23 protein-coding genes and 2 pseudogenes are annotated in these 18,441 nt (G+C 36.6%); 12 read left to right on the top strand and 13 right to left on the bottom strand.

The annotated features are described in order from the left end of the window. The first annotated feature begins 97 nt into the window (after positions 1-97). Positions 98-674: pseudogene (locus HX13_RS03360) on the top strand (TerD family protein). A gap of 20 nt (positions 675-694) precedes the next feature. After that, complete coding sequence (locus HX13_RS03365; protein ID WP_050019902.1) at positions 695-1,372, top strand: TerD family protein; 678 nt, start codon at positions 695-697, stop codon at positions 1,370-1,372. 48 nt (positions 1,373-1,420) lie between these two features. Here HX13_RS03365 and HX13_RS03370 read toward each other — a convergent pair whose 3' ends face one another. From HX13_RS03370 to HX13_RS03400, 7 genes are all read right to left on the bottom strand, one after another. Continuing rightward, positions 1,421-1,861 carry a GNAT family N-acetyltransferase gene (locus HX13_RS03370; RefSeq protein WP_050019903.1) on the bottom strand — a complete coding sequence of 147 codons (441 nt, stop codon included), beginning with the start codon at positions 1,859-1,861 and terminating at the stop codon, positions 1,421-1,423. A 52-nt stretch (positions 1,862-1,913) separates the two neighbouring features. Beyond that, entirely contained in the window at positions 1,914-2,684 is a 771-nt protein-coding gene (locus HX13_RS03375; RefSeq protein ID WP_050019904.1) for a hypothetical protein, read from the bottom strand. A gap of 49 nt (positions 2,685-2,733) precedes the next feature. Continuing rightward, positions 2,734-3,282 (bottom strand): hypothetical protein, encoded by a 549-nt coding sequence (locus tag HX13_RS03380; protein WP_050019905.1) that lies wholly within the window; start codon positions 3,280-3,282, stop codon positions 2,734-2,736. Between the two features lie 113 nt (positions 3,283-3,395). Then, the gene (gene tyrS, locus HX13_RS03385; RefSeq protein ID WP_238555005.1) at positions 3,396-4,574 is read right to left on the bottom strand and encodes a tyrosine--tRNA ligase; all 1,179 of its coding nucleotides are present in this window, start codon (positions 4,572-4,574) and stop codon (positions 3,396-3,398) included. 421 nt (positions 4,575-4,995) lie between these two features. Then, positions 4,996-5,604, bottom strand: coding sequence for an NAD(P)H-dependent oxidoreductase (locus HX13_RS03390; RefSeq protein WP_050019906.1), 609 nt, complete (start codon positions 5,602-5,604; stop codon positions 4,996-4,998). A 75-nt stretch (positions 5,605-5,679) separates the two neighbouring features. Beyond that, positions 5,680-6,504, bottom strand: a complete 825-nt coding sequence (locus HX13_RS03395; RefSeq protein ID WP_050019907.1) for a helix-turn-helix domain-containing protein — start codon at positions 6,502-6,504, stop codon at positions 5,680-5,682. Positions 6,505-6,600: 96 nt separating this feature from the next. Continuing rightward, complete coding sequence (locus HX13_RS03400) at positions 6,601-7,221, bottom strand: TetR/AcrR family transcriptional regulator (protein ID WP_050019908.1); 621 nt, start codon at positions 7,219-7,221, stop codon at positions 6,601-6,603. Positions 7,222-7,312: 91 nt separating this feature from the next. Between HX13_RS03400 and HX13_RS25310 the strand changes: the two genes are divergently transcribed. Together HX13_RS25310 and HX13_RS03405 are read left to right on the top strand one after the other, a co-directional pair. Beyond that, positions 7,313-7,447: a hypothetical protein gene (locus tag HX13_RS25310; RefSeq protein ID WP_262483479.1), complete on the top strand. Its 135-nt coding sequence runs from the start codon at positions 7,313-7,315 to the stop codon at positions 7,445-7,447. Then, entirely contained in the window at positions 7,447-7,809 is a 363-nt protein-coding gene (locus HX13_RS03405; RefSeq protein WP_050019909.1) for a hypothetical protein, read from the top strand. Before HX13_RS25310 ends, HX13_RS03405 begins: the two co-directional genes overlap by 1 nt. A gap of 127 nt (positions 7,810-7,936) precedes the next feature. Here HX13_RS03405 and HX13_RS03410 read toward each other — a convergent pair whose 3' ends face one another. Beyond that, complete coding sequence (locus tag HX13_RS03410; protein ID WP_050019910.1) at positions 7,937-8,557, bottom strand: hypothetical protein; 621 nt, start codon at positions 8,555-8,557, stop codon at positions 7,937-7,939. Positions 8,558-8,780: 223 nt separating this feature from the next. Here HX13_RS03410 and HX13_RS23295 point away from each other — a divergent pair, with 223 nt between their 5' ends. From HX13_RS23295 to HX13_RS03420, 4 genes are read left to right on the top strand one after another with little or no spacing between them, the layout of a single operon-like run. Then, complete coding sequence (locus HX13_RS23295) at positions 8,781-9,071, top strand: TetR/AcrR family transcriptional regulator (RefSeq protein ID WP_050019911.1); 291 nt, start codon at positions 8,781-8,783, stop codon at positions 9,069-9,071. Further along, on the top strand, positions 8,992-9,345 hold the full coding sequence (locus HX13_RS23300; RefSeq protein WP_238555006.1) for a hypothetical protein: 354 nt from the start codon (positions 8,992-8,994) through the stop codon (positions 9,343-9,345). The genes HX13_RS23295 and HX13_RS23300 overlap by 80 nt, the downstream gene beginning before the upstream one ends. Before the next feature lie 39 nt (positions 9,346-9,384). Continuing rightward, positions 9,385-9,636, top strand: a complete 252-nt coding sequence (locus HX13_RS25315) for an MFS transporter (protein ID WP_262483480.1) — start codon at positions 9,385-9,387, stop codon at positions 9,634-9,636. Then, the gene (locus HX13_RS03420) at positions 9,629-10,786 is read left to right on the top strand and encodes an MFS transporter (RefSeq protein WP_262483481.1); all 1,158 of its coding nucleotides are present in this window, start codon (positions 9,629-9,631) and stop codon (positions 10,784-10,786) included. The genes HX13_RS25315 and HX13_RS03420 overlap by 8 nt, the downstream gene beginning before the upstream one ends. A 46-nt stretch (positions 10,787-10,832) precedes the next feature. Here HX13_RS03420 and HX13_RS03425 read toward each other — a convergent pair whose 3' ends face one another. The 5 genes from HX13_RS03425 to HX13_RS03445 form a co-directional block, all read right to left on the bottom strand. Beyond that, entirely contained in the window at positions 10,833-11,867 is a 1,035-nt protein-coding gene (locus tag HX13_RS03425; protein ID WP_050019912.1) for a serine hydrolase domain-containing protein, read from the bottom strand. Between the two features lie 319 nt (positions 11,868-12,186). Then, positions 12,187-12,918 (bottom strand): class I SAM-dependent DNA methyltransferase, encoded by a 732-nt coding sequence (locus HX13_RS03430; protein WP_050019913.1) that lies wholly within the window; start codon positions 12,916-12,918, stop codon positions 12,187-12,189. Positions 12,919-12,997: 79 nt separating this feature from the next. Then, positions 12,998-13,198 (bottom strand): YqaE/Pmp3 family membrane protein, encoded by a 201-nt coding sequence (locus HX13_RS03435; RefSeq protein WP_050019914.1) that lies wholly within the window; start codon positions 13,196-13,198, stop codon positions 12,998-13,000. Between the two features lie 34 nt (positions 13,199-13,232). After that, positions 13,233-13,529, bottom strand: a complete 297-nt coding sequence (locus tag HX13_RS03440; protein ID WP_050019915.1) for a hypothetical protein — start codon at positions 13,527-13,529, stop codon at positions 13,233-13,235. A gap of 149 nt (positions 13,530-13,678) precedes the next feature. Beyond that, positions 13,679-15,697, bottom strand: a complete 2,019-nt coding sequence (locus HX13_RS03445; RefSeq protein ID WP_050019916.1) for a M3 family metallopeptidase — start codon at positions 15,695-15,697, stop codon at positions 13,679-13,681. Between the two features lie 214 nt (positions 15,698-15,911). On the opposite strand from HX13_RS03445, the gene HX13_RS03450 reads away from it, so the two are divergent. The 4 genes and pseudogenes from HX13_RS03450 (at position 15,912) to HX13_RS03465 (ending at position 18,433) form a co-directional block, all read left to right on the top strand. Then, complete coding sequence (locus HX13_RS03450; RefSeq protein WP_050019917.1) at positions 15,912-16,436, top strand: SRPBCC family protein; 525 nt, start codon at positions 15,912-15,914, stop codon at positions 16,434-16,436. A 225-nt stretch (positions 16,437-16,661) separates the two neighbouring features. Beyond that, the gene (locus tag HX13_RS03455; RefSeq protein WP_238555007.1) at positions 16,662-17,045 is read left to right on the top strand and encodes a hypothetical protein; all 384 of its coding nucleotides are present in this window, start codon (positions 16,662-16,664) and stop codon (positions 17,043-17,045) included. Between the two features lie 109 nt (positions 17,046-17,154). Then, positions 17,155-17,667: a nitroreductase gene (locus HX13_RS03460; RefSeq protein WP_050019918.1), complete on the top strand. Its 513-nt coding sequence runs from the start codon at positions 17,155-17,157 to the stop codon at positions 17,665-17,667. A gap of 201 nt (positions 17,668-17,868) precedes the next feature. Beyond that, positions 17,869-18,433, top strand: a pseudogene (locus tag HX13_RS03465) (30S ribosomal protein S16). The last annotated feature ends 8 nt before the right edge of the window (positions 18,434-18,441 follow it).

Here is an 18,441-nt window from a genome sequence, read left to right on the forward strand (position 1 = left end):
GGAAATATAGTATTGATGATATTTTTAATAAATGATTTGGTTAATTCATAAATCGGATTTATCTTAAGGCAAAAAAATAATTTATAGCATAAACAATATGGCAATTAATTTACAAAAAGGACAAAAGATTGAAATAGGGTTGACTAAAATGACAATAGGGCTTGGCTGGGATCCTAATGAAGGAACGGGCTATGATTTTGACCTGGATGCTTCTGCTATTATGATCGGTTCCGACAGGAAATTAGTGGGTGAAGAATATTTTGTTTTTTTATAATAACCTGAACTCTCCGGATGGTGCACTTATCCATACAGGAGATGACCCTAACGGAAAAAATAGTGACGGTGATGATGATGAAGCCATTATTGTAGACCTGGATAAAGTAGATCCAAGAGTACAGGAAATCCTTTTTGTAGTCACTATAGAAGATTTTGAAAGAAGACGACAGAATTTCGGACAGGTAAGAAATTCATACATCAGAGTAGTGGATAACCAGACCAACCAGGAAATTGCAAAATATGAACTGGATGAAGACTTTTCTATTGAAACAGGAGTAGAGTTTGGAAGATTGTACAAAAGAAACGGAAACTGGAAGTTTGAAGCTTCGGGAATAGGATACAGGGCAGACCTGGGTTTTTTCCTTGAAAAATATTATAAAGGACAGATCATTAAATAACCATTCACAAAACGATAATTATGGCAATTAATTTACAGAAAGGACAGACGATAGATTTAAGAAAAAACGATCGTGGAGAAAGTGTTTATGATCTTTCCAAGGTAACAATCGGTTTGGGATGGGATGTAAGAAAGCAAGGAGGAGGATTCTTTGGGAAATTATTCAGTAAAGAAGCCGAATATGATCTGGATGCAGTAGCATTTCTTTTGGATGGCAATGGAAAAGTAGCCAATCTGGGAAAAACAGTACAAACCAGCGATGGAAGGCAAGTAGGACTGTATCAGGGGGACATTGTTTTCTTCAATTCGATGCAGCACCCAAGCGGAAATATATGGCTAACAGGAGATAACAGAACCGGTGCCGGAGAGGGAGATGATGAACAAATTATTGTTAAATTGGACCAGCTGGACCAAAGCTACCAGAGAATAGTGTTTCTGGTGACCATTTATCAGGGGAGAAGGAATAACCAGCATTTTGGAATGATTGAAAATGCATTTATCCGTGCTGTAGATGCCCGGGGAAAAGAAATTACAAAATACAGCCTTTCAGGTGGTGCCGGCATGAACGGAATGTGTGCCTTGGTTTTTGCAGAAGCATACCGTCACAACGGGGACTGGAAATTCCGCGCACTAGGCGAACCTCATTCTACAGATAATTTCATTGATATTCTGAAACAGCACTACACATACTCAAATTAATGTAAGCCGGTTGCACCTTTTTAATCCCTTTACTATTTATTTAATAATTTATAAACCTGAAAATTCCATAAAGTAGGAATGTTCATCTTCTCCCACTATCCTGAATCCCAGTCTGGTATATAAATTTTGGGCTTTATTAGTCTTTAAAACACTTAAGGTTACTATTCTTCCGGTTTCAGATGCTTCACGGAGGATTTGGATTAAAATATTTCTTCCCAGTCCTTTACCCTGTTGACCGGGATCTATCTGGAGTTGCAGAATATCGATATTGGTATCGGCCCTGTTCACTTTCAGAAGGCCAATGGGACGGTTGTCCAGAAAGATAATACTCGCCTTGTCAAACTGATAAAGAATCCTTTGGAGAGCTGTTTCCCGGTCTGTAGGAAGATTGGATTCGGCATAATGCGGAACCATGGTTTTTATCCTGAGGTCAAGAAGGTAATCGATGTCTTTTTCTGTAGCTTTTTGATAGGTAACGGGTGCTTTCATAGTTTTTTTGAATTCGAATTTCAGGCCATACTTTCCCTGTTGAGAAGAAAAATCAATAAGAATCTACAATGACAATTCTGGAATTTTTTTCAATATCAATCTTTAACTTCATTTCTATGGCTTTGCTTAGAAAAACATTAGCATAGTAAATGGTTTGTGAATAAGGCCCATCATTATCATTAGAGGCCATATCGATAAGGAAGTTTAATTCATTTTCAACGACTTCAAAGAGGTGAGAATTGTCTTTATTTTCAATCTTAATGGCCTCAATAATTTTTTCTTCTTCATCAGTCAGTTGATCATCATTGTCATTAAGCTTACTTTCAATGATCCTTTTCATAACGAGAATGACATAATCATTGAACCGTAGAAAATCTTCGGAAAGTATATTAGCACCACCATCATCTCCCTTTATTTCATCAAGAGGAAAATACTCAGTATAATTTCCATATTGAAACATATAAGCAGTACATACTGTTTTAGTGGGAAGTTTAAAAAGTTCAATAATTCCATAATGATTGTATAAGCTTTCAATCTGTTTCATTGAGGTATTCCAGTCTTCCTGTTTAGAAAGGTTATAGATATGATTGCTCAAAAATAGAGTGATTTCAAACAAATCATCAGGTGTAAGAAGGTTAGCATCGGTTCTGATGATTTCCAGAATACTGCTGAAGCTCATATTATAGGTATTGAATTCCTTATTTCGGTCTTCAATAAACTTTTTAAATGTTCCGGCGTGATAAGTTCTGTGCTGAAGATCCTCATAAAGATTAGCCGCTGCTTTTTCTTTATTGAACATATAAATTGAAGTATGTCTTCCCATGAATTAGTTTGATATATATTGGAAATTTCTTTACTTTCTATGGTTTTTCTTAATCAAATGTAATATTTCTTTGCTGAAGATAAGTTTCATCAATATTTTCTCTTTCAATATGATCCGGATGCATTGTAATTTTTATCAACTCTTCATCACTGTAAAAGCCTGCCAGAAATAATTCATTCCCTATTATTTTTACCCGTATGGTAAGGGCATCGATCAAGATCTCTTCGTTCCGCAACGTGTGGATATTAAAAATAAACAACCTTTGATAATGCTTATCCTTGTATTTTATAATCAGATAATTTTCATAAAAGTATAAAAGACAGCCCCGGAAAGTTGGCTGCTCCAGCGTACTTACGGGAGGTTTCCAGGTAAGGATTTTTTTATCCCTGAGCCTGATCTGAACTTGCTCTTTTCCCGCTTCATTGCATTGCCACCACGCAGTATCTCCATGGTTATTGGTCGTTGTTTGGTGAGGGAATACAGTGTTTTCCACAGACTCAGGATGGGGCCGGATCATTGTCTGCTCGCTCAGTTCCATATTCATAGGATCTTCCAATAGCTCTTCGTTGATCTGCTTAGGGATTTCAGTTTTCGCCATTATTTTAAGTTTACAGGGACGAATATATAGATTTAATTGGACTAAAGCATATAAAGAAAAGCTTAAATAAAAACCGGAAGTACTCAATAGTATTCTTCCGGTTTCATATCCTTTTATACCAGCTGAAAGAAGTTTCTTCTGCCAAGTTTTATTTTAATCCCTTTTAAAAGTTCAATTTTCTGGTCGGGATCTGAGACTTTCACCGAATTGATCTGAACTCCTCCGCTTTGGATGAGTCTTCTGACAGCTGATTTGCTGAGGTCATTCTTCAGTTGATGGCAAAGTTCAAGAACAGTCATTGTATGTTGAGCATGTTTCAGTGTACTGATTGAAACAGGTTCAAAACTTTTCTCATCAAAATTTTTATTCTGAAACTGATTATTGAAGAACAGTTCTGCACTTTCAGCCGATTCATCATCATGGTATTGGCTGATAATATTTTTGGCAATCAGTTTTTTGATGTTCATCGGATTTTCCCCATTCTCTATTTTAGATTTTAAACTGTTTTTCTCTTCAGCAGAAAAGTTTGTAGTAAGATCTATAAACTCCTCAATCAGAGCATCCGGAATAGACATTGTTTTACCAAACATTTCATTAGGCTCATCAGTAAGCCCGATGATGTTGTTCAAAGATTTGCTCATTTTTTCTTTTCCGTCAAGACCCTTCAACAAAGGCATACACATCACGATCTGGGCAGGCCGTTCATAGATTTCCTGCAGCTGCCTGCCTATCGTACAGTTGAACAGCTGGTCTGTACCTCCCATTTCAATATCGCATTCAATTTTCACAGAATCGAACCCCTGGAGAATCGGGTATACCAGTTCATGCATGGCAATAGGTGTATTTTCTGTAAATCTTTTATTAAAATCATTACGGTGCATCAGCTGGGCGACGGTCACTTTTGAAAGCAGCTGAATAACTTCTGAAAAGTCAAGGGCATCCAGCCAATCGGAATTGAATACAATTTCTGTTCTTTCAATATCAAGCACCCTGGAAAGCTGATTGATATAAGTCTGTGCATTATGATGTACTTCCTCTGCACTTAAAGGTTTTCTTGCTTTATTTTTTCCGGTAGGATCACCGATTCTTGCAGTAAAGCTTCCTACGACAATAATGATTGTATGGCCAAGGTCCTGAAACTGTTTCAGCTTTTTGAGAACCACGGCATGACCCAGATGAAGATCAGGTGCAGTAGGATCAAAACCTAGTTTGATGGATAATTTTCTGTTTTCTTTTTGGGCCTGTGCTAATTTTTTCTTCCAGCCCGTTTTCCGGCAGGATGATAGCAACATTTTCTTGTAATGTATGGATCATGATGAATAATTTAAAATGAAAAAGCCCGGACATGTACTGTTCGGGCTCTATATATAATGTTAGATGATTTTAATGGATTACAGATATAGAAAGTCTTCCCGAACGATAGCCCGGAGTATAATATTCACTGAAGAATGGAAGACGCAATATGCTGTTGAGATGTTTCATTGCAGTTGCAAATATAAAAAGTTTTTTCGGGGAGATCCAATATTTAAACCATTAAGATATTAATTTGAACATATCCGGTAAGTTGACTTAATCAATTTACCTTTTATGAATCTTAATGGTTTAAAATAAAGGTTCAAAACAATTTTACTTACGATTTTGAAGCGAATACCATGCCATATAATCCTTAAATAATAAAATAATCCCTGAAGAAGGTATCATACTATTTCTTTTTTAAAAATGGGTTCCACTTACTTTGTTCATAACGGATTGATCATAGGTATTCTGAATTTGCGCTTTCCATATTTCCAGGTTTTCAGAAGTTGCTCTATCGGCCTTGTCAAAAAAGAAATGTTGTATAATTTCAAAACCCGAATATAGGAAGATTCCTTTGTCAGAAGTTAATGACAGAGCTTTATCCATTCCGGAGGATTCATACTCTTCCCGGGATTTCCCGTGGGTATTGATAATAACTGCTTTTTTTCCTTTTAAAAGACCTTTTTGTATCCCCTGATCATACCGGTAGGCAAACCCATAGCTGAAAACCCGGTCAATATATCCTTTCATCATGGCAGGCATCCCGGTCCACCAGATGGGGTAAATAAAGGTAACATAATCAGCCCATGCAATATGAGCCTGTTCAATACCAACGTCTTCCGTTACTTTTCCTGCATATTGGCCCTGCATGTCTGCCAGAGATAGTACCGGATCAAAAAGAATCTGATATAAATCCCGGACTATAATCTCATGCTTTTCAGATTCAAGGACTTTGATGACATGATGTAAAAGATGGTGATTTAAGCTGCTTTCATTAGGGTGAGCATAAATTATTAAATGTTTCATTGTGCTGTTTTTAAAATTAACAGAACAAATGTAGAACAGCAGGTTGTTTAAAAATTGTAAGAAAACGAAAAGCTGTTATTCAATTCCCGGATTGCAGATTGCCTGCTGGAACTTCAGGTATTGGGCGGGGGAAATATGTAAGAAGTGTTTGAAATCATGAATGAGCTGGCTTTGATCGTAATAGCCGCATTGTTCAATAATATAAAACCATTGGATTTTATTTTGCTTCCCCGTTTCTTCTTCTATGATCTTTATAGCTTTTAAAAAACGGTAATAACGATTGATCTCTTTCACAGAATACCCAAATTGCTCTTTCTGCTTTCGTTGAATATTCCTTTCAGTCTGTTGGGTTTGCTCAGCAATTACCTTAATAGGATTCAGCTGGTTATTTCCGAAATGGCTCAGAAGGAGCCCTGTTGGGTCCTGTGCCTGCAGATAAGGTCTGCAGAAGTCTAAGATATGATGCACCCGGTCCTGGGGAGAGGAAATGTCCGCCAGTTGATGCCATAAATCTGTAAAGCAATTTTCTTTCAGCAATTGATCCGGATGTACCGCAGATTTGTTTTCAGGAGGAAACTTCCCAAAAAACCTGAAAAATGCATCCTGTTTAAAGTTGGCAACCAGAATTGAGGTTTTCGAAGGAAGCGTATAGTCAAAAGCTTGCCTTACCGGTCCGAAAACCATGCATTGATCAACATGCAGGTTAATGTTTTCACGGGTAGTCATCATTGCTTTTTCTCCAAAACAGAACAATAAAATAGTCTGGTAGGTAGGAAGCAGCGTTTTGGTCACCGGATTCGGGGAAATATTTTCAGCAAAATAAAAATGAGTGAAGATATTTTCAAACTCTTCAGGAACAGTGATTTTACATTCATGATATTCTGAAGGCAGATCCTGCATAAGCTATATTTTAGATTAACGTTTACTATTTACTGATGGTGAAATAAGAAACTGCCGGACTTCCCGCAGATATGTTCCTGTTCTGGTGCTCATGTGTTATTGAATGTATTTCTGTTGGTAAATGTCCTGCTGTTCAGTAGTGAGCAGGGGGTAGAAAAGATTCATCTGCAGTAAGGTATAATGCTGTATAGCTTCTTTTTCTGTGAGTTTGGAAATCAATCTGTTATGGGTGATCCAATTATCTGCTATCAAAAACACCTGCGCCGTCAGACTGTCCATAATGAAATCCGGAATATCATCTCTCATAATATTGTTTTTTTGAAAGCTTGAGAAAATCTCCTGAAACTCCTCTTTTCTGCTTGCATTAATAGCCTCATAATGACTTTCGATCTCTGGGATCTTCTTTAAAATATCCACAAAATTCATGAAAATGAACCGGTAAGCATAGAAGATCTCAAAAGTGGAAAAAGTAAACTGGTAAAGATTGTCCAAAGTTTTATGCCCGGTTTCTTTCATCTTTTTCATTTGGTCATTCATTTTAAGGGTAAGGGCTGAAAAGAGAATTTTAATAATATCCTCAGAATGTTTAAAATGATAATGCAGGTTTCCTGCACTTATATTAAGTTCAGCCGCAATATGGCGTGTGGTAGTGGTATTGTAGCCTCTTTCATTAAATAGTTCCAATGCCTTAGACAGAATCTTTTCCTTGGTTTTCATGTTCCAAATATAAGAGACTTTTAAATACTATTCCTAAAATTAGAACAATTGTTCTAATTTATTTATATTTGTATCAGAAAATCTAATCAGAATGGAAGTGAAAAGAAAATTTGACTATGAGTCTGCAGAAAAAAACGAAAGGGAAAATGAAAATACAACGCAGGACATGATGGCAAAAATCCTGCAGGTAATCATAGGCTTTATCATGGCAGTGCTGCATATGTAATGAAAAAAGGAATCTCATATTGGTTTTTACTGGGTCTGGCAATTTGGATTGCTGTTCTGCTGCTGAGAAAATATGGCGTCTATATTCCGGTTATCAATGATCATTGTACAGATCTTATTTCGGTCCCCATGTATTGTTACCTGATAGAATACCTCATGAATAACACCATGGGATACCAGTGGAAACCTGATCTGAAGTTTGTACTGACTTCTTGTGTTTATCTTTCTTTTTTGTTTGAAATATTATGTCCTCTGTTATCAGATGTTTTTACAGGAGATGTTTTGGATGTATTGGCCTATTTTGCTGGGGGAATGGCTTATTATCAAAAAAGAATGAAGTCAAAACCACATTTAAATGAGTAACGATCTTCGGTTCATACTTGGTTTTATACAAGACAGTTTTAAAATTTTTTATGATAGATGAACTTGTCTCCCCGAAAATGTTAAACAAGCGGAAGCAACACAAGCTGATAAAAGCCTTACGGTTCTCCTATTGGTTTTCCAACCGGATAATAGAGCCTTTATAAAATTTTGTAAGATCATACAAATCGGTGAAATAAAGCTGAAGCTCAGGGCTGGTCTTTTCCACGATATTTTTGGTGCTGAGCTGGTTTTCAGCTAATCGGTATAAAGATTCATAATCCGTTTTAAGGTAGCTTGAAAGAACATTTTCACCCTGTTGCTTATTCGCCATTTCTGTAAGAAATATGCCATAGATCAAAAATTGATTGAAATGTTGAGCATTTACAATAAATCCCAGGTCTTGATGCATATTTTTTTCATAATCTGAAAGAATCTCCAGAAAGCTGTTTACATGTATCGTTGAAGGAATCTCATAAAAAAGATCAATTCCATTGATAAAAAGCTGTGTTTTGATTTCTTCACGATCCGATGGGTAAAGAGTGCTGAACCAGGAAAAAATATGTAGGAGCTCTTCTTTGGTCAGCTCTTCCACCGAATCTTTTACCTTATCCTTAATAATTTCAAGATTCGTATTTCGATCCGTTTGTAAAAACTTCAGAATATTTTCTTCTTCACGACACAATTTATTGTACAAATTAATTTTGGCAACAGTAGGATTTGTTTTGATGAAATAAAGTTCTTCTGGCATAGCTTTTTACAGAATATTTTTTTTATGAATCGTAATTAAAGATACAAAAATATGTACAGACTTACTTTTAAAGTATTATGCACTGAATTGTACTTGATTGCCGGCTATTGATCAAATGGTTTGATTGACATGCTTAAAAAAGCTTTTTAAGAAAATTAAACGGAAATAATTTAAAAATAGATAGATCTATCTATTTTTTATACCTTTGTTAAAATTTTCTGTTATGAAAAAAGAAAAGGCAAAAGAGAGAATTCTAAGGGTAGCCTCTGAATTATTTTACAAACAAGGATATAATTCCACAGGAATCAATCAGATCATCGCTGAAGCAGATATTGCGATCGGGTCATTGTACAATCATTTCCCTTCTAAAAATGAGCTGCTTCAGGCTTATCTTATCAGGGAAGAACAGCATTGGTTTGAAGGATTTGAGAACAGTGTTGTCAATAGCTCCGGTCCGAGGGAAAAAAATTTTCAGTCTTATAGAATACAGGAAAAAGCTTCAGCGGTCTTCTGACTTTTCAGGATGTCACTTTATTAAAATTATTTCTGAATTAGGAGAAAGTAATCCTGCTATTGCTGGTTTTGTAAAAAAGCATAAAGAAAAACAAAAAGAACTGATCTTTACTCTCGTGAAAGAATATGGAGAATTAAAAGAAAATTTTGATCCGGCTTTGATTACTGAAAATATATTCCTGTTAATGGAAGGCGCAGTAGTGACTTCCACTATAACCAGGAAAAATGACTCTTTTGATCAGATCAAAAAAATAATTCAGGGTTTATTACCCTAATTTTTTTTAAAATTAAAAAATAGATATATCTATATAGAAATGAATTCTAAATTACTGAAACTGTTCGTGGTGCTGTCCGGCCAGTTGCTTACGATAATGGATATCTTTATCCTTAATGTTTCCATTCCCTCCATTCAGAGGGACCTTCACGCTTCCAACGGAGAAATGCAGATGATGATTACCTCTTACCTGATTGGTTTTGCTTCTTTTCTGATCACCGGCGGAAGATTGGGGGATGTGTACGGGCGCAAAAAAATATTTATCACCGGAATGCTTTTTTTTTATGCTTAGCTCGTTAGCATGCGGACTTTCATCCGGAGCTGTTCTGCTTGTTGTTTCAAGATTTGTACAGGGAATCAGTGCTGCAATAATGGCACCGCAGGTTTTGTCGATCATCCAGGTTTTATTTCCGGATCATGAAGAGAGAACAAAAGCCATGGGCTGGTATGGAATTACGATTGGGATTGGAACGATCCTGGGACAATTTCTGGGTGGATATTTTTCTTCACTAAAAGGTTGGGAAGAACCATGGAGACTTATTTTCCTTATCAATATTCCTATTTGTCTGATTGCCGTTTTCTGCAGTTTCAGGCAGTTGGAAGAATCCACGGTGAGGAACAAAAAGTCCTTTGATATTTGGGGTGTTCTTGTACTTTCAGCAGGACTTTTCCTTATAACGTATGCGTTGACAGCTTCTGAGGAGAAGGGAATGGATCTTCAAAATGGAATAATGATGACTGTTTCAGCGGGAATATTAATATACTTTGTGAAAGAACAAAAAAATAAGATGAAAAAAGACAGATCCTATCTGATTGATTTTGAACTCTTCAGTCTTAAAAATTTCAATCTGGGCATCATCGCTGTTTCTTTCTTTTTCATTATGCTGGATTCTTATTTTTATATTCTGTCCGTATTTTTTCAGGATGGATTAAAGATCAGTCCGTTAATGGCTGGTGAGATAATTGTTTTTCAGGGGCTGGGATTTATACTGGCATCAGTATTTTCAGTACAGCTGATTTTAAAATATGGAAAAAATGCTCTGATAGCAGGGCTTATAGTCATTATTGCTGTTCTTGTTCTTCAGGTGTTTCTTTTCAGGGTATCAACCGGCTTCTATATGTTTTGCCTGCTTTTATTCTTACATGGATTGGGAATAGGTACTGTTATTCCTTCACTGGCCAATATTGCGTTATCCGGGATGTCTGAAAAACTGACAGGAAATGCATCAGGCGTTTACAATACCTTCCAGCAGATTGCAGCCATCATTGGTATTGTAGCCGTAGGAGGCCTCTTTTATTATTCTCTCGGAGATCAGCCTTTAACCGGAAATTATCATCATGCCTTTTCCATTGCTGTATTAATTAATGTGCTCTGCCTGCTTTTTGTAATCGTTGCCGTTCTCAGAGTTCCGGATAATGTATTGCCTAAAAGAAAAACTTGAAATAAGCGCTGTGTTTGGGATAAAAACAGTTATTTCTTAAGGCTTTTTACTGGATTTTAAATTCATTCAGCGTTATTCTGGCAATATTTCTGGTGATTTCAGTAGGAGAGTGGCAATCACAGTTACTGAGTCCTATAACGTAAATATCTTCTCCGGGAATATAAACGCCCATACTTTTGAATCCGAAAACACTTCCGCCATGTTCACGGTCCGGAGCTCCATCCATTTCTTTCAGATGCCATCCGTATCCATAGGTAAACTCTTCACCGTTGTTCAGTCTATATTTCTGAAAGGCTTTTTGGGTTTCCACAGGGTTGAGCAGGAGATTCTGATTTAAAGCCTGTTGCCATTTCCAAAGATCATCCACTGTAGACATCAATGAGCCGGAAGCATAAGGAATACTGAAACTGATAACTGTCCTATTGACAAATCCCTGTTCTTTTTTATGGTAACCATAGGCTCTTTTAGGAATAACCTTTCTGTCAGAAGCATAATATGAATGAGTCATTCCTGCCTTGTCAAAAATATTTTTTTGAATGAAATTCTCATAGGTATCCCCGGAAACGAGCTCTATAATATAACCGAGCAACACGTATCCCGAATTGTTGTAATCAAACTTTTCACCCGGAGCAAAATCAACAGGCTCATTTTTGAAAAAATCTACCATCGCTTCAGGTTTCATTTCTTTTTGAGCAATGGAAGAAAGTGCTTTCATTTTGGTAAAATCCTTTATTCCTGAAGTATGGGTAAGCAAATGATGAATCGTAATTTTGTCACCATTGGGATAATCTTTACTATATTTTGAAACAGGATCATTCACATTCAGTTTCCCCTGTTGTTCCAGCATTAAAATAGCCACAGCTGTAAACTGTTTGGTCATGGAACCTATCTGAAAAACCTGGTCCGGGGTCATATCAGTATCAAGTTCCAGATTTGCTTTTCCAAAGGCCTTTTTGTAAATACTTTTACCTTTTCTGGTAATCATAAAAACACCTCCGGGTTCATTTTTATTTCCAAATTCAGTCAGGATCAGGCTGTCTATTTTCTTTTCATAGCTTTTGGCAAGTTGCTGTGCATCCATTGTATTTATAAAAAATGGAAGTACAATAAGGGCGGTGATCAGTTTTTTTTAAAATCATATTTATACTTTGTTATGCAAAGATATAATTTATTTTAATTACTATGTTATACAATATAGTAGTTTGTATTGTTAATAATAACGAAGAATATTTATTATTAAAATATTACGATTACTATTAAAGCAGATACCCTCACAGAAACCTTACCATTTGCAGACCATCCGTACGTTGCTGAAATAAAGAAGTTTGATGTTGAGAATTTTTATAATGAGACCCTTGTCACTATAGTATAGGGGAAGTACATCTGTATTTCAATAAAAGTTATTTTTCGGCAGAGATAATTAACATCATCGGGCGTCGGAGTTCTTCTTTCATCTCAGGAATTTCCTTCAGCATTTCCGGACCTGGTTGAGGTTCGACAATTTCTTTGATTCTGAAACCATGTTTTAATAAGGTATTTAAATAAGAAGTCAGCGTTCTGTGGTATTTGATTACATTTTCACCCAGGAATGTGGTGTTTCTTTTCCCTTCAAGAAAATAGCGGTCAACGGGCCAGCATGTTTTCTGTCCGTCTTTGTCATAAACCCAGTCCTGCCCACCTTCAGCTGTAAACACGGGATGCTCTACTGAAAACACAAGATGTCCGCCGGCAGTCAGCCATTGATAAATATTTCCTGCAATCGTTTCAAAGGACTCTATATAATGAAGCGTTAGTGAACTCAAAACCAGGTCAAAGCTATTGCTTGGATAAGTAACATCCTCCAGGGCCATTCTTTCATATTGAATACCTTCAAGCTGATTGATATCTTTTGCTTTGGCCAGCATTTTTTCTGACAGATCAATTCCGATAACAGATGTAGCTCTATTTTCTATGGCATAGCGGCAATGCCAACCAAAGCCGCAGCCGAGATCAAGAACTTTCTTTCCTTTAAAATCCGGCAGCATAGTTCTCAAAGTATGCCATTCTCCGGCACCTTCCAGACCCAGCTGTGACCGGAGCATTTTTTCATATTGATCAAAAAAAGAAGGATCATCGTATTTATTTTCTTTCATAATACAGTAAATCTGTTGTTTTTAATTAGCAGATAAACTCTTTAAAAATTAAAGATTATCGTATCAGGAGTAAGCATATTTACTTTTGATTTTCCTGCATCGCTTTAATTAACCTGTTAGTTCTTTTGTCTGCTCTTGCATTATTCAATGATAAGACAGCCCAGATAGCAGCCGGAAGCCACCCGATCAATGTGATCTGTAAAATCAGGCAAATAATTCCTGTGATGATTTTTCCACGAACCATAAAAGACAGGAACGGAAGTAAAATGGCTAGTAACATACTTTATTATTTTAAAATATAAATATACTGATTTTCAGTGATATCTGAATTGCCTGATCAGGTCTTTCATTGTCTTGTCGGTTTTCATCAGCTCTCCTTGCGGAATCTGGCCATTAAGGTAAGTGAACAACAAATCGGTGACCCAGCTGTTGTCCATATGATGAACATAATAGGCACATATCAGCCCTATGTCATCAGAAATATAAGCCGGCAAATCTGATGAACCTGTTATTTTGAAAGTTAAAACAAATATTTCCTTTCGGATCTCACTGATCTTATCTTCAGTTTTAAGGTCCATTATCCGGTCTTCAACAGCTTGATAAGCTTTCATCCACAAGTCTGAAAATCCGGCATCATCCCTGTTATCTAAAATAGTATCAATATTTTCGGAAGGAATATTGCGAAGAGCAGTTTTTAACGACTCGTTAAAAAACTGCTTCTAATGTATTAAGTTCTTGTATAATCATTACAGGAAGTATTTTACCCAAAGGCTCTTTTCAATAAGCTTTCCACTTTCGGTTCACTTCCTCTGAAGCTTTTATAGAGTTTCATAGGATCTTTGGTTCCTCCTGAAGAAAGCAGTACTTTATATTTTGCAGCAATCTCAGGATTAAAAATGCCATTTTCTTTAAAATACTGGAATGCATCAGCATCTAAAACCTCAGCCCATTTATAGGAATAATATCCTGCAGAATATCCGCCCTGGAAAATATGGGAGAAACTCGGGCTCATGGCAGTTTCAGGGTTGATGGGATAAAGGGTGGTGGCTTTGGTGTACTTATCCTCGAACTCTTTTATACTCTCATTTTCTAATTCTGCTACTTTCGTATGGTAGTTCATATCCAGAAGGCCAAAACCCAACTGTCTTAAGGTCTGATATCCTTCCATGAAATTCTTAGACTGTTCTATTTTTTCAATTTTTTCGTCGGGAAGAACTTCTCCCGTCTTATAATGTTTTGCAAATGTTTTTAAGAATTCAGGTTCGTAGCAGAAGTTTTCCAGGAACTGGGAAGGAAGTTCCACGAAATCCCATTTCACAGAAGTTCCGGAAAGGGTTGGATATTGAGTATCTGCCATCATTCCGTGAAGTGCATGCCCGAACTCATGGAACAATGTGGTAACTTCCTGGAAAGTCAGCAAGCTTGGAGTATCTTTTGTCGGTTTGCTGAAGTTGCAAACAATAGAAATATGCGGACGTGAATTTTCACCGTTCTGTTTGTACTGATTTTTATAGCTGGTCATCCATGCGCCAGCTCTCTTTCCTTTTCTGGGAAAATAATCAACATACAGGAGCGATTTGTAAGTTCCGTTTTCTTTCACTTCATAGACTTTTACATCCTCGTGGTATTTAGGAATATCTGTTCTTTCTTCAAAAGTCAGTCCGAACAGTTTCCCTGCCAGTCCAAAAACGGCATCCTGAACCTGGTTTAGCGGGAAATAAGGTTTCAGTTCCTCATCGTTAAGGTCAAATTTCTGTTTACGGAGCTTTTCAGCATAGTAGGCATGGTCATAGCTTTGCATGTCTTCAATTCCGTCAGCTTTGGCTAAAGATTTTAATTCTTCAATTTCTTTATCAGCATATGGCTTTGCTTTGGTTAAAAGCTCATTTAAAAAATCAAAAACTTTTGCCGGGGATTTTGCCATTCTTTCTTCAAGAACGAAATCTGCATAATTGGTATATCCTAACAGCTCTGCTTTTTGCTGTTTTAAATCAAGAAGTTCTTTGATGAGGCTTTGGTTGTCATATTCTCCGCCATCAAAAGATTTTTTACCATTGGCTAATGCCAGTTCTTTCCTTAATTCACGGTTTTCAGCATAGGTCATGAAAGGGAGGTAGCTCGGATATTGCAGGGTAATAACCCATCCATCCAGGTTTCTTTCTTTGGCTTCTTCAGCGTACTGATCAATAATCGCTTCCGGAATCCCTGCCAGATCTTCCTTACGGGTGATATGTTTGAAATAAGCATTGGTTGAAGCCAGCACATTCTGTCCGAATTGTAAAGATTTTAAAGAAAGATCCATGTTGATTTTCTTTAATTTTTCCTTGTCTTCTTCATTCAATAATGCCCCGCTTCTCACAAAACCTTTATACGTTTCATCCAGAAGCATTTTTTGCTCCTCATTAAGGTTATATTTCTCCCTTTCATCATATACTTTTTTGATTTTGTTGAAAAGGGCTTCGTTCTGGGAAATTTTTGAGGAGTGCTCTGTCAGGATAGGAGAAACCTCCTGTGCAATCTGCTGAATTTCATCGCTGGTTTCAGCCGAATTTAAATTGAAAAAAATATTGGAAACCACGTCCAGCTGCTCACCCGAATAGGCTAATGCTTCAATGACGTTTTGAAAAGTAGGGGCTTCCGGATTATTAACAATAGCATTGATTTCTTCTTCTGATTGTTGAATTAATTCCTTGAAAGCAGGAAGATAATCTTCGTTTTTAATATGGGTAAAAGGAGCTGCGTGGTATGGAGTATTAAATTTTTCAATTAAAATATTCATTTTTTTCAAATTTTATTTAGAGTAAATGTAAGGATTCATCGTGAATCAGAACTGCAAAGCTCAAAAATAATGCCTGAATATCCTGATGTGACAAAAATGCCTTACCTTTAATTAATCTTGTCATATGGAAAGAGAGTATGCAGAGTGAATATTTAATTTTGGAAACAGATTGGAGACATCGTCATTACGAGTAATAATTTTAAATAGATAAACTATGAAAACATTCTTGAAAATTATCGGTATCATTATCCTGCTGGTTGTAGTATACGCTGTAATTGCCATACTATTCTTCAGCAAAGATTATCATTATGAGAAATCTGTTGTCATTAATGCTCCAAAAGAAAAAGTATGGCAGCATGTAGGTTCTTTAAAGGCATACAATAGCTGGGACCCATTTTCGAAGGAGATCAAAAACTTTTCTGTTACTTATTCGGGAGAAGGAGATAAAGTAGGTGATTCTTACCATTGGAAAGGAGAGGGTAGTGAGGGAGAGCAATCTGTTACCGAAATTGTGCCCAATGAAAAATTGGGTACACAGCTTCACTTTATCAAACCTTTTGACGGAAAGGCGAAAAGCAATATTGTATTAACCCCGGACGGGAACGGAACAAAAGTGACCTGGATGATTGATAATGAATTAACCACCATGATGAAACCGATGAAGCCGATGATGGACAGTAATATGGATAAAATGTTTGGCCAGGGATTAGAAGAACTTAAGAAACTGACAGAAAAATAAAAATAGAAGCCTTGTTATTTTGCAAGGCTTTTTTTTATGGACAAATACGGATATTCTTTTTGTTTTTGCATAAAAAAATTGATTGTTTTATAAAAAAGTAAAAAATTATAGATATTATTTCAAAAAAATATTATCTTTATATAAAGAATCGATTGTATGGAGAAGATTGTATTTGAAAAAAGCGATATCAGGAATTTTGTAAAAAATGACGATCGCTGAAAAAAATTGAAAAACTTAAAAAATTTTATTGAATTCACTCTGGAAGCGAGCCGTGATATTAAAAAGACTCCGAAATATGATAGCATGAGAGAAGAAATGCAGGAGGAAATTTATCAGATGCAGCGGCAACTGGGTGCACTGAATGACCTTAAAAGGAACATGGCAAAAGTTTTAAACACTGCTACAGACAGGGTTCAGCTGGGTTCCCTGGTGATCACCAATAAGGCCCGGTTCTATATTTCAGTTTCGTTAGGAGAATTTTTCTTTGAAGGTGACAGATTCTATGCAATATCTCCGGAGAGTCCTATGGCGAAAAAGATGATGGGCATGAAACCAGGGGCTGCTTTCACCTTAAATAATATTCACCAGGAAATTGTAGAGGTGTTATAATATGGCGTGAGAAAGCTATAATGCAGCAGGATGAGCAGAAGGTCTGTTAATTTCAGTTTTTGCTTACCGGTTTTCACTTTTCATACCGCTTTTTTTTAATTTTGCATCTATGAACAAAGCAGACGTTTTAAAAGAAATCATAGAGCAACGAAGAAGTATTTTTCCAAAAGATTATACAGACGCAGAAATTTCCCAGGAAGTCATTGATGAAATTTTACATTCAGCCACATTAGCTCCCAATCATAAACGTACAAAACCATGGCGTTTTAAAATATTCAAGGGAGAAGAAAAAGCTCAGCTGGCTTTGGAAATGCAGGCCATCTATAAATCTACTCAACCCGAACAACTTTTTCTGGAAAAAAAATATAACGATATAGGCTTTAAAATTAATAAGGCTAATGTTGTTGTGTCTATTGTTGTTAATTTTAGCGGAATGGTTCCGGAATGGGAAGAAATTGCAGCGACTTCCATGGCGGTACAGAATATGTATCTTACTTGTACAGCCAATAATATCGGATGTTACTGGAGCTCTCCGGGAATCGTCAGTCATCTGAAAGATTCTTTAACGATAGAAGAAAATCAGAAATGTCTGGGACTTTTTTATATGGGAAATCTGGTTTAATAGCCCTGATTGAGCGGCCTGTCTGAGCTCTTTTTCTTTGCAAAAGAAAAAAGCGAGTAGCGAAAGCAGGTTCCCGGCTTCTGGGAAAAATAATTTGAATATATAAAACTTTTTACCTGAAGCTTTTTACTTCAAACTTTTTTATTATCTTTGCACTCTTAAATATTTAACTGGGACGAGTTCCCGTAAAATTCAAACATTATGTCAGTAAAAATCAGATTACAAAGACACGGTAAAAAAGGAAAACCTTTTTTCCACATCGTGGTTGCAGATTCAAGAGCTAGAAGAGATGGTAGATTCATCGAAAAACTAGGAACTTACAACCCAATTACTAACCCGGCAACTATCGAATTGAACGTTGATTCTGCTGTGAAGTGGTTAAACAACGGTGCTCAGCCTACTGATACTGCTAGAGCTATCCTTTCTTACAAAGGTGCCCTTTACAAAAAACACTTACAAGGTGGTGTAGCTAAAGGAGCTTTTGACGAAGCTGAAGCTGAAAAAAGATTCAATGCTTGGGTAGAAGCTAAAGATGCTAAAGTACAAGGTAAAGTAGAAGGATTATCTAAAGCACAGGCTGATGCTAAAAAAAGCTGCTTTAGAAGCTGAAGCAAAAGTAAACGAAGCCAGAATTGCTGCAGCTGCACAAGCTGAAGCTGATGCTAAAGCTGCTGAAGAAGCTGCAAATGCACCTGCTGAAGAAGTTACTGAAGCTACAGAAGGAGAAGCTCCTGCTGCTGAAACTGAAGAAAACACTGAAGCTTAAGAACAAAA

This window comes from Chryseobacterium sp. P1-3, from assembly GCF_000738495.1.
GTDB lineage: Bacteria > Bacteroidota > Bacteroidia > Flavobacteriales > Weeksellaceae > Chryseobacterium > Chryseobacterium gallinarum.

Coding starts and splice junctions, on each gene's coding strand:
- HX13_RS03365 (WP_050019902.1), top strand. CDS start 695: ATGGCAATTAATTTACAGAAAGGACAGACGATAGATTTAAGAAAAAAC.
- HX13_RS03370 (WP_050019903.1), bottom strand. CDS start 1,861: ATGAAAGCACCCGTTACCTATCAAAAAGCTACAGAAAAAGACATCGAT.
- HX13_RS03375 (WP_050019904.1), bottom strand. CDS start 2,684: ATGGGAAGACATACTTCAATTTATATGTTCAATAAAGAAAAAGCAGCG.
- HX13_RS03380 (WP_050019905.1), bottom strand. CDS start 3,282: ATGGCGAAAACTGAAATCCCTAAGCAGATCAACGAAGAGCTATTGGAA.
- tyrS (WP_238555005.1), bottom strand. CDS start 4,574: ATGTTGCTATCATCCTGCCGGAAAACGGGCTGGAAGAAAAAATTAGCA.
- HX13_RS03390 (WP_050019906.1), bottom strand. CDS start 5,604: ATGAAACATTTAATAATTTATGCTCACCCTAATGAAAGCAGCTTAAAT.
- HX13_RS03395 (WP_050019907.1), bottom strand. CDS start 6,504: ATGCAGGATCTGCCTTCAGAATATCATGAATGTAAAATCACTGTTCCT.
- HX13_RS03400 (WP_050019908.1), bottom strand. CDS start 7,221: ATGAAAACCAAGGAAAAGATTCTGTCTAAGGCATTGGAACTATTTAAT.
- HX13_RS25310 (WP_262483479.1), top strand. CDS start 7,313: ATGGAAGTGAAAAGAAAATTTGACTATGAGTCTGCAGAAAAAAACGAA.
- HX13_RS03405 (WP_050019909.1), top strand. CDS start 7,447: ATGAAAAAAGGAATCTCATATTGGTTTTTACTGGGTCTGGCAATTTGG.
- HX13_RS03410 (WP_050019910.1), bottom strand. CDS start 8,557: ATGCCAGAAGAACTTTATTTCATCAAAACAAATCCTACTGTTGCCAAA.
- HX13_RS23295 (WP_050019911.1), top strand. CDS start 8,781: ATGAAAAAAGAAAAGGCAAAAGAGAGAATTCTAAGGGTAGCCTCTGAA.
- HX13_RS25315 (WP_262483480.1), top strand. CDS start 9,385: ATGAATTCTAAATTACTGAAACTGTTCGTGGTGCTGTCCGGCCAGTTG.
- HX13_RS03420 (WP_262483481.1), top strand. CDS start 9,629: ATGCTTAGCTCGTTAGCATGCGGACTTTCATCCGGAGCTGTTCTGCTT.
- HX13_RS03425 (WP_050019912.1), bottom strand. CDS start 11,867: ATGGATGCACAGCAACTTGCCAAAAGCTATGAAAAGAAAATAGACAGC.
- HX13_RS03430 (WP_050019913.1), bottom strand. CDS start 12,918: ATGAAAGAAAATAAATACGATGATCCTTCTTTTTTTGATCAATATGAA.
- HX13_RS03435 (WP_050019914.1), bottom strand. CDS start 13,198: ATGTTACTAGCCATTTTACTTCCGTTCCTGTCTTTTATGGTTCGTGGA.
- HX13_RS03440 (WP_050019915.1), bottom strand. CDS start 13,529: ATGAAAGCTTATCAAGCTGTTGAAGACCGGATAATGGACCTTAAAACT.
- HX13_RS03445 (WP_050019916.1), bottom strand. CDS start 15,697: ATGAATATTTTAATTGAAAAATTTAATACTCCATACCACGCAGCTCCT.
- HX13_RS03450 (WP_050019917.1), top strand. CDS start 15,912: ATGAAAACATTCTTGAAAATTATCGGTATCATTATCCTGCTGGTTGTA.
- HX13_RS03460 (WP_050019918.1), top strand. CDS start 17,155: ATGAACAAAGCAGACGTTTTAAAAGAAATCATAGAGCAACGAAGAAGT.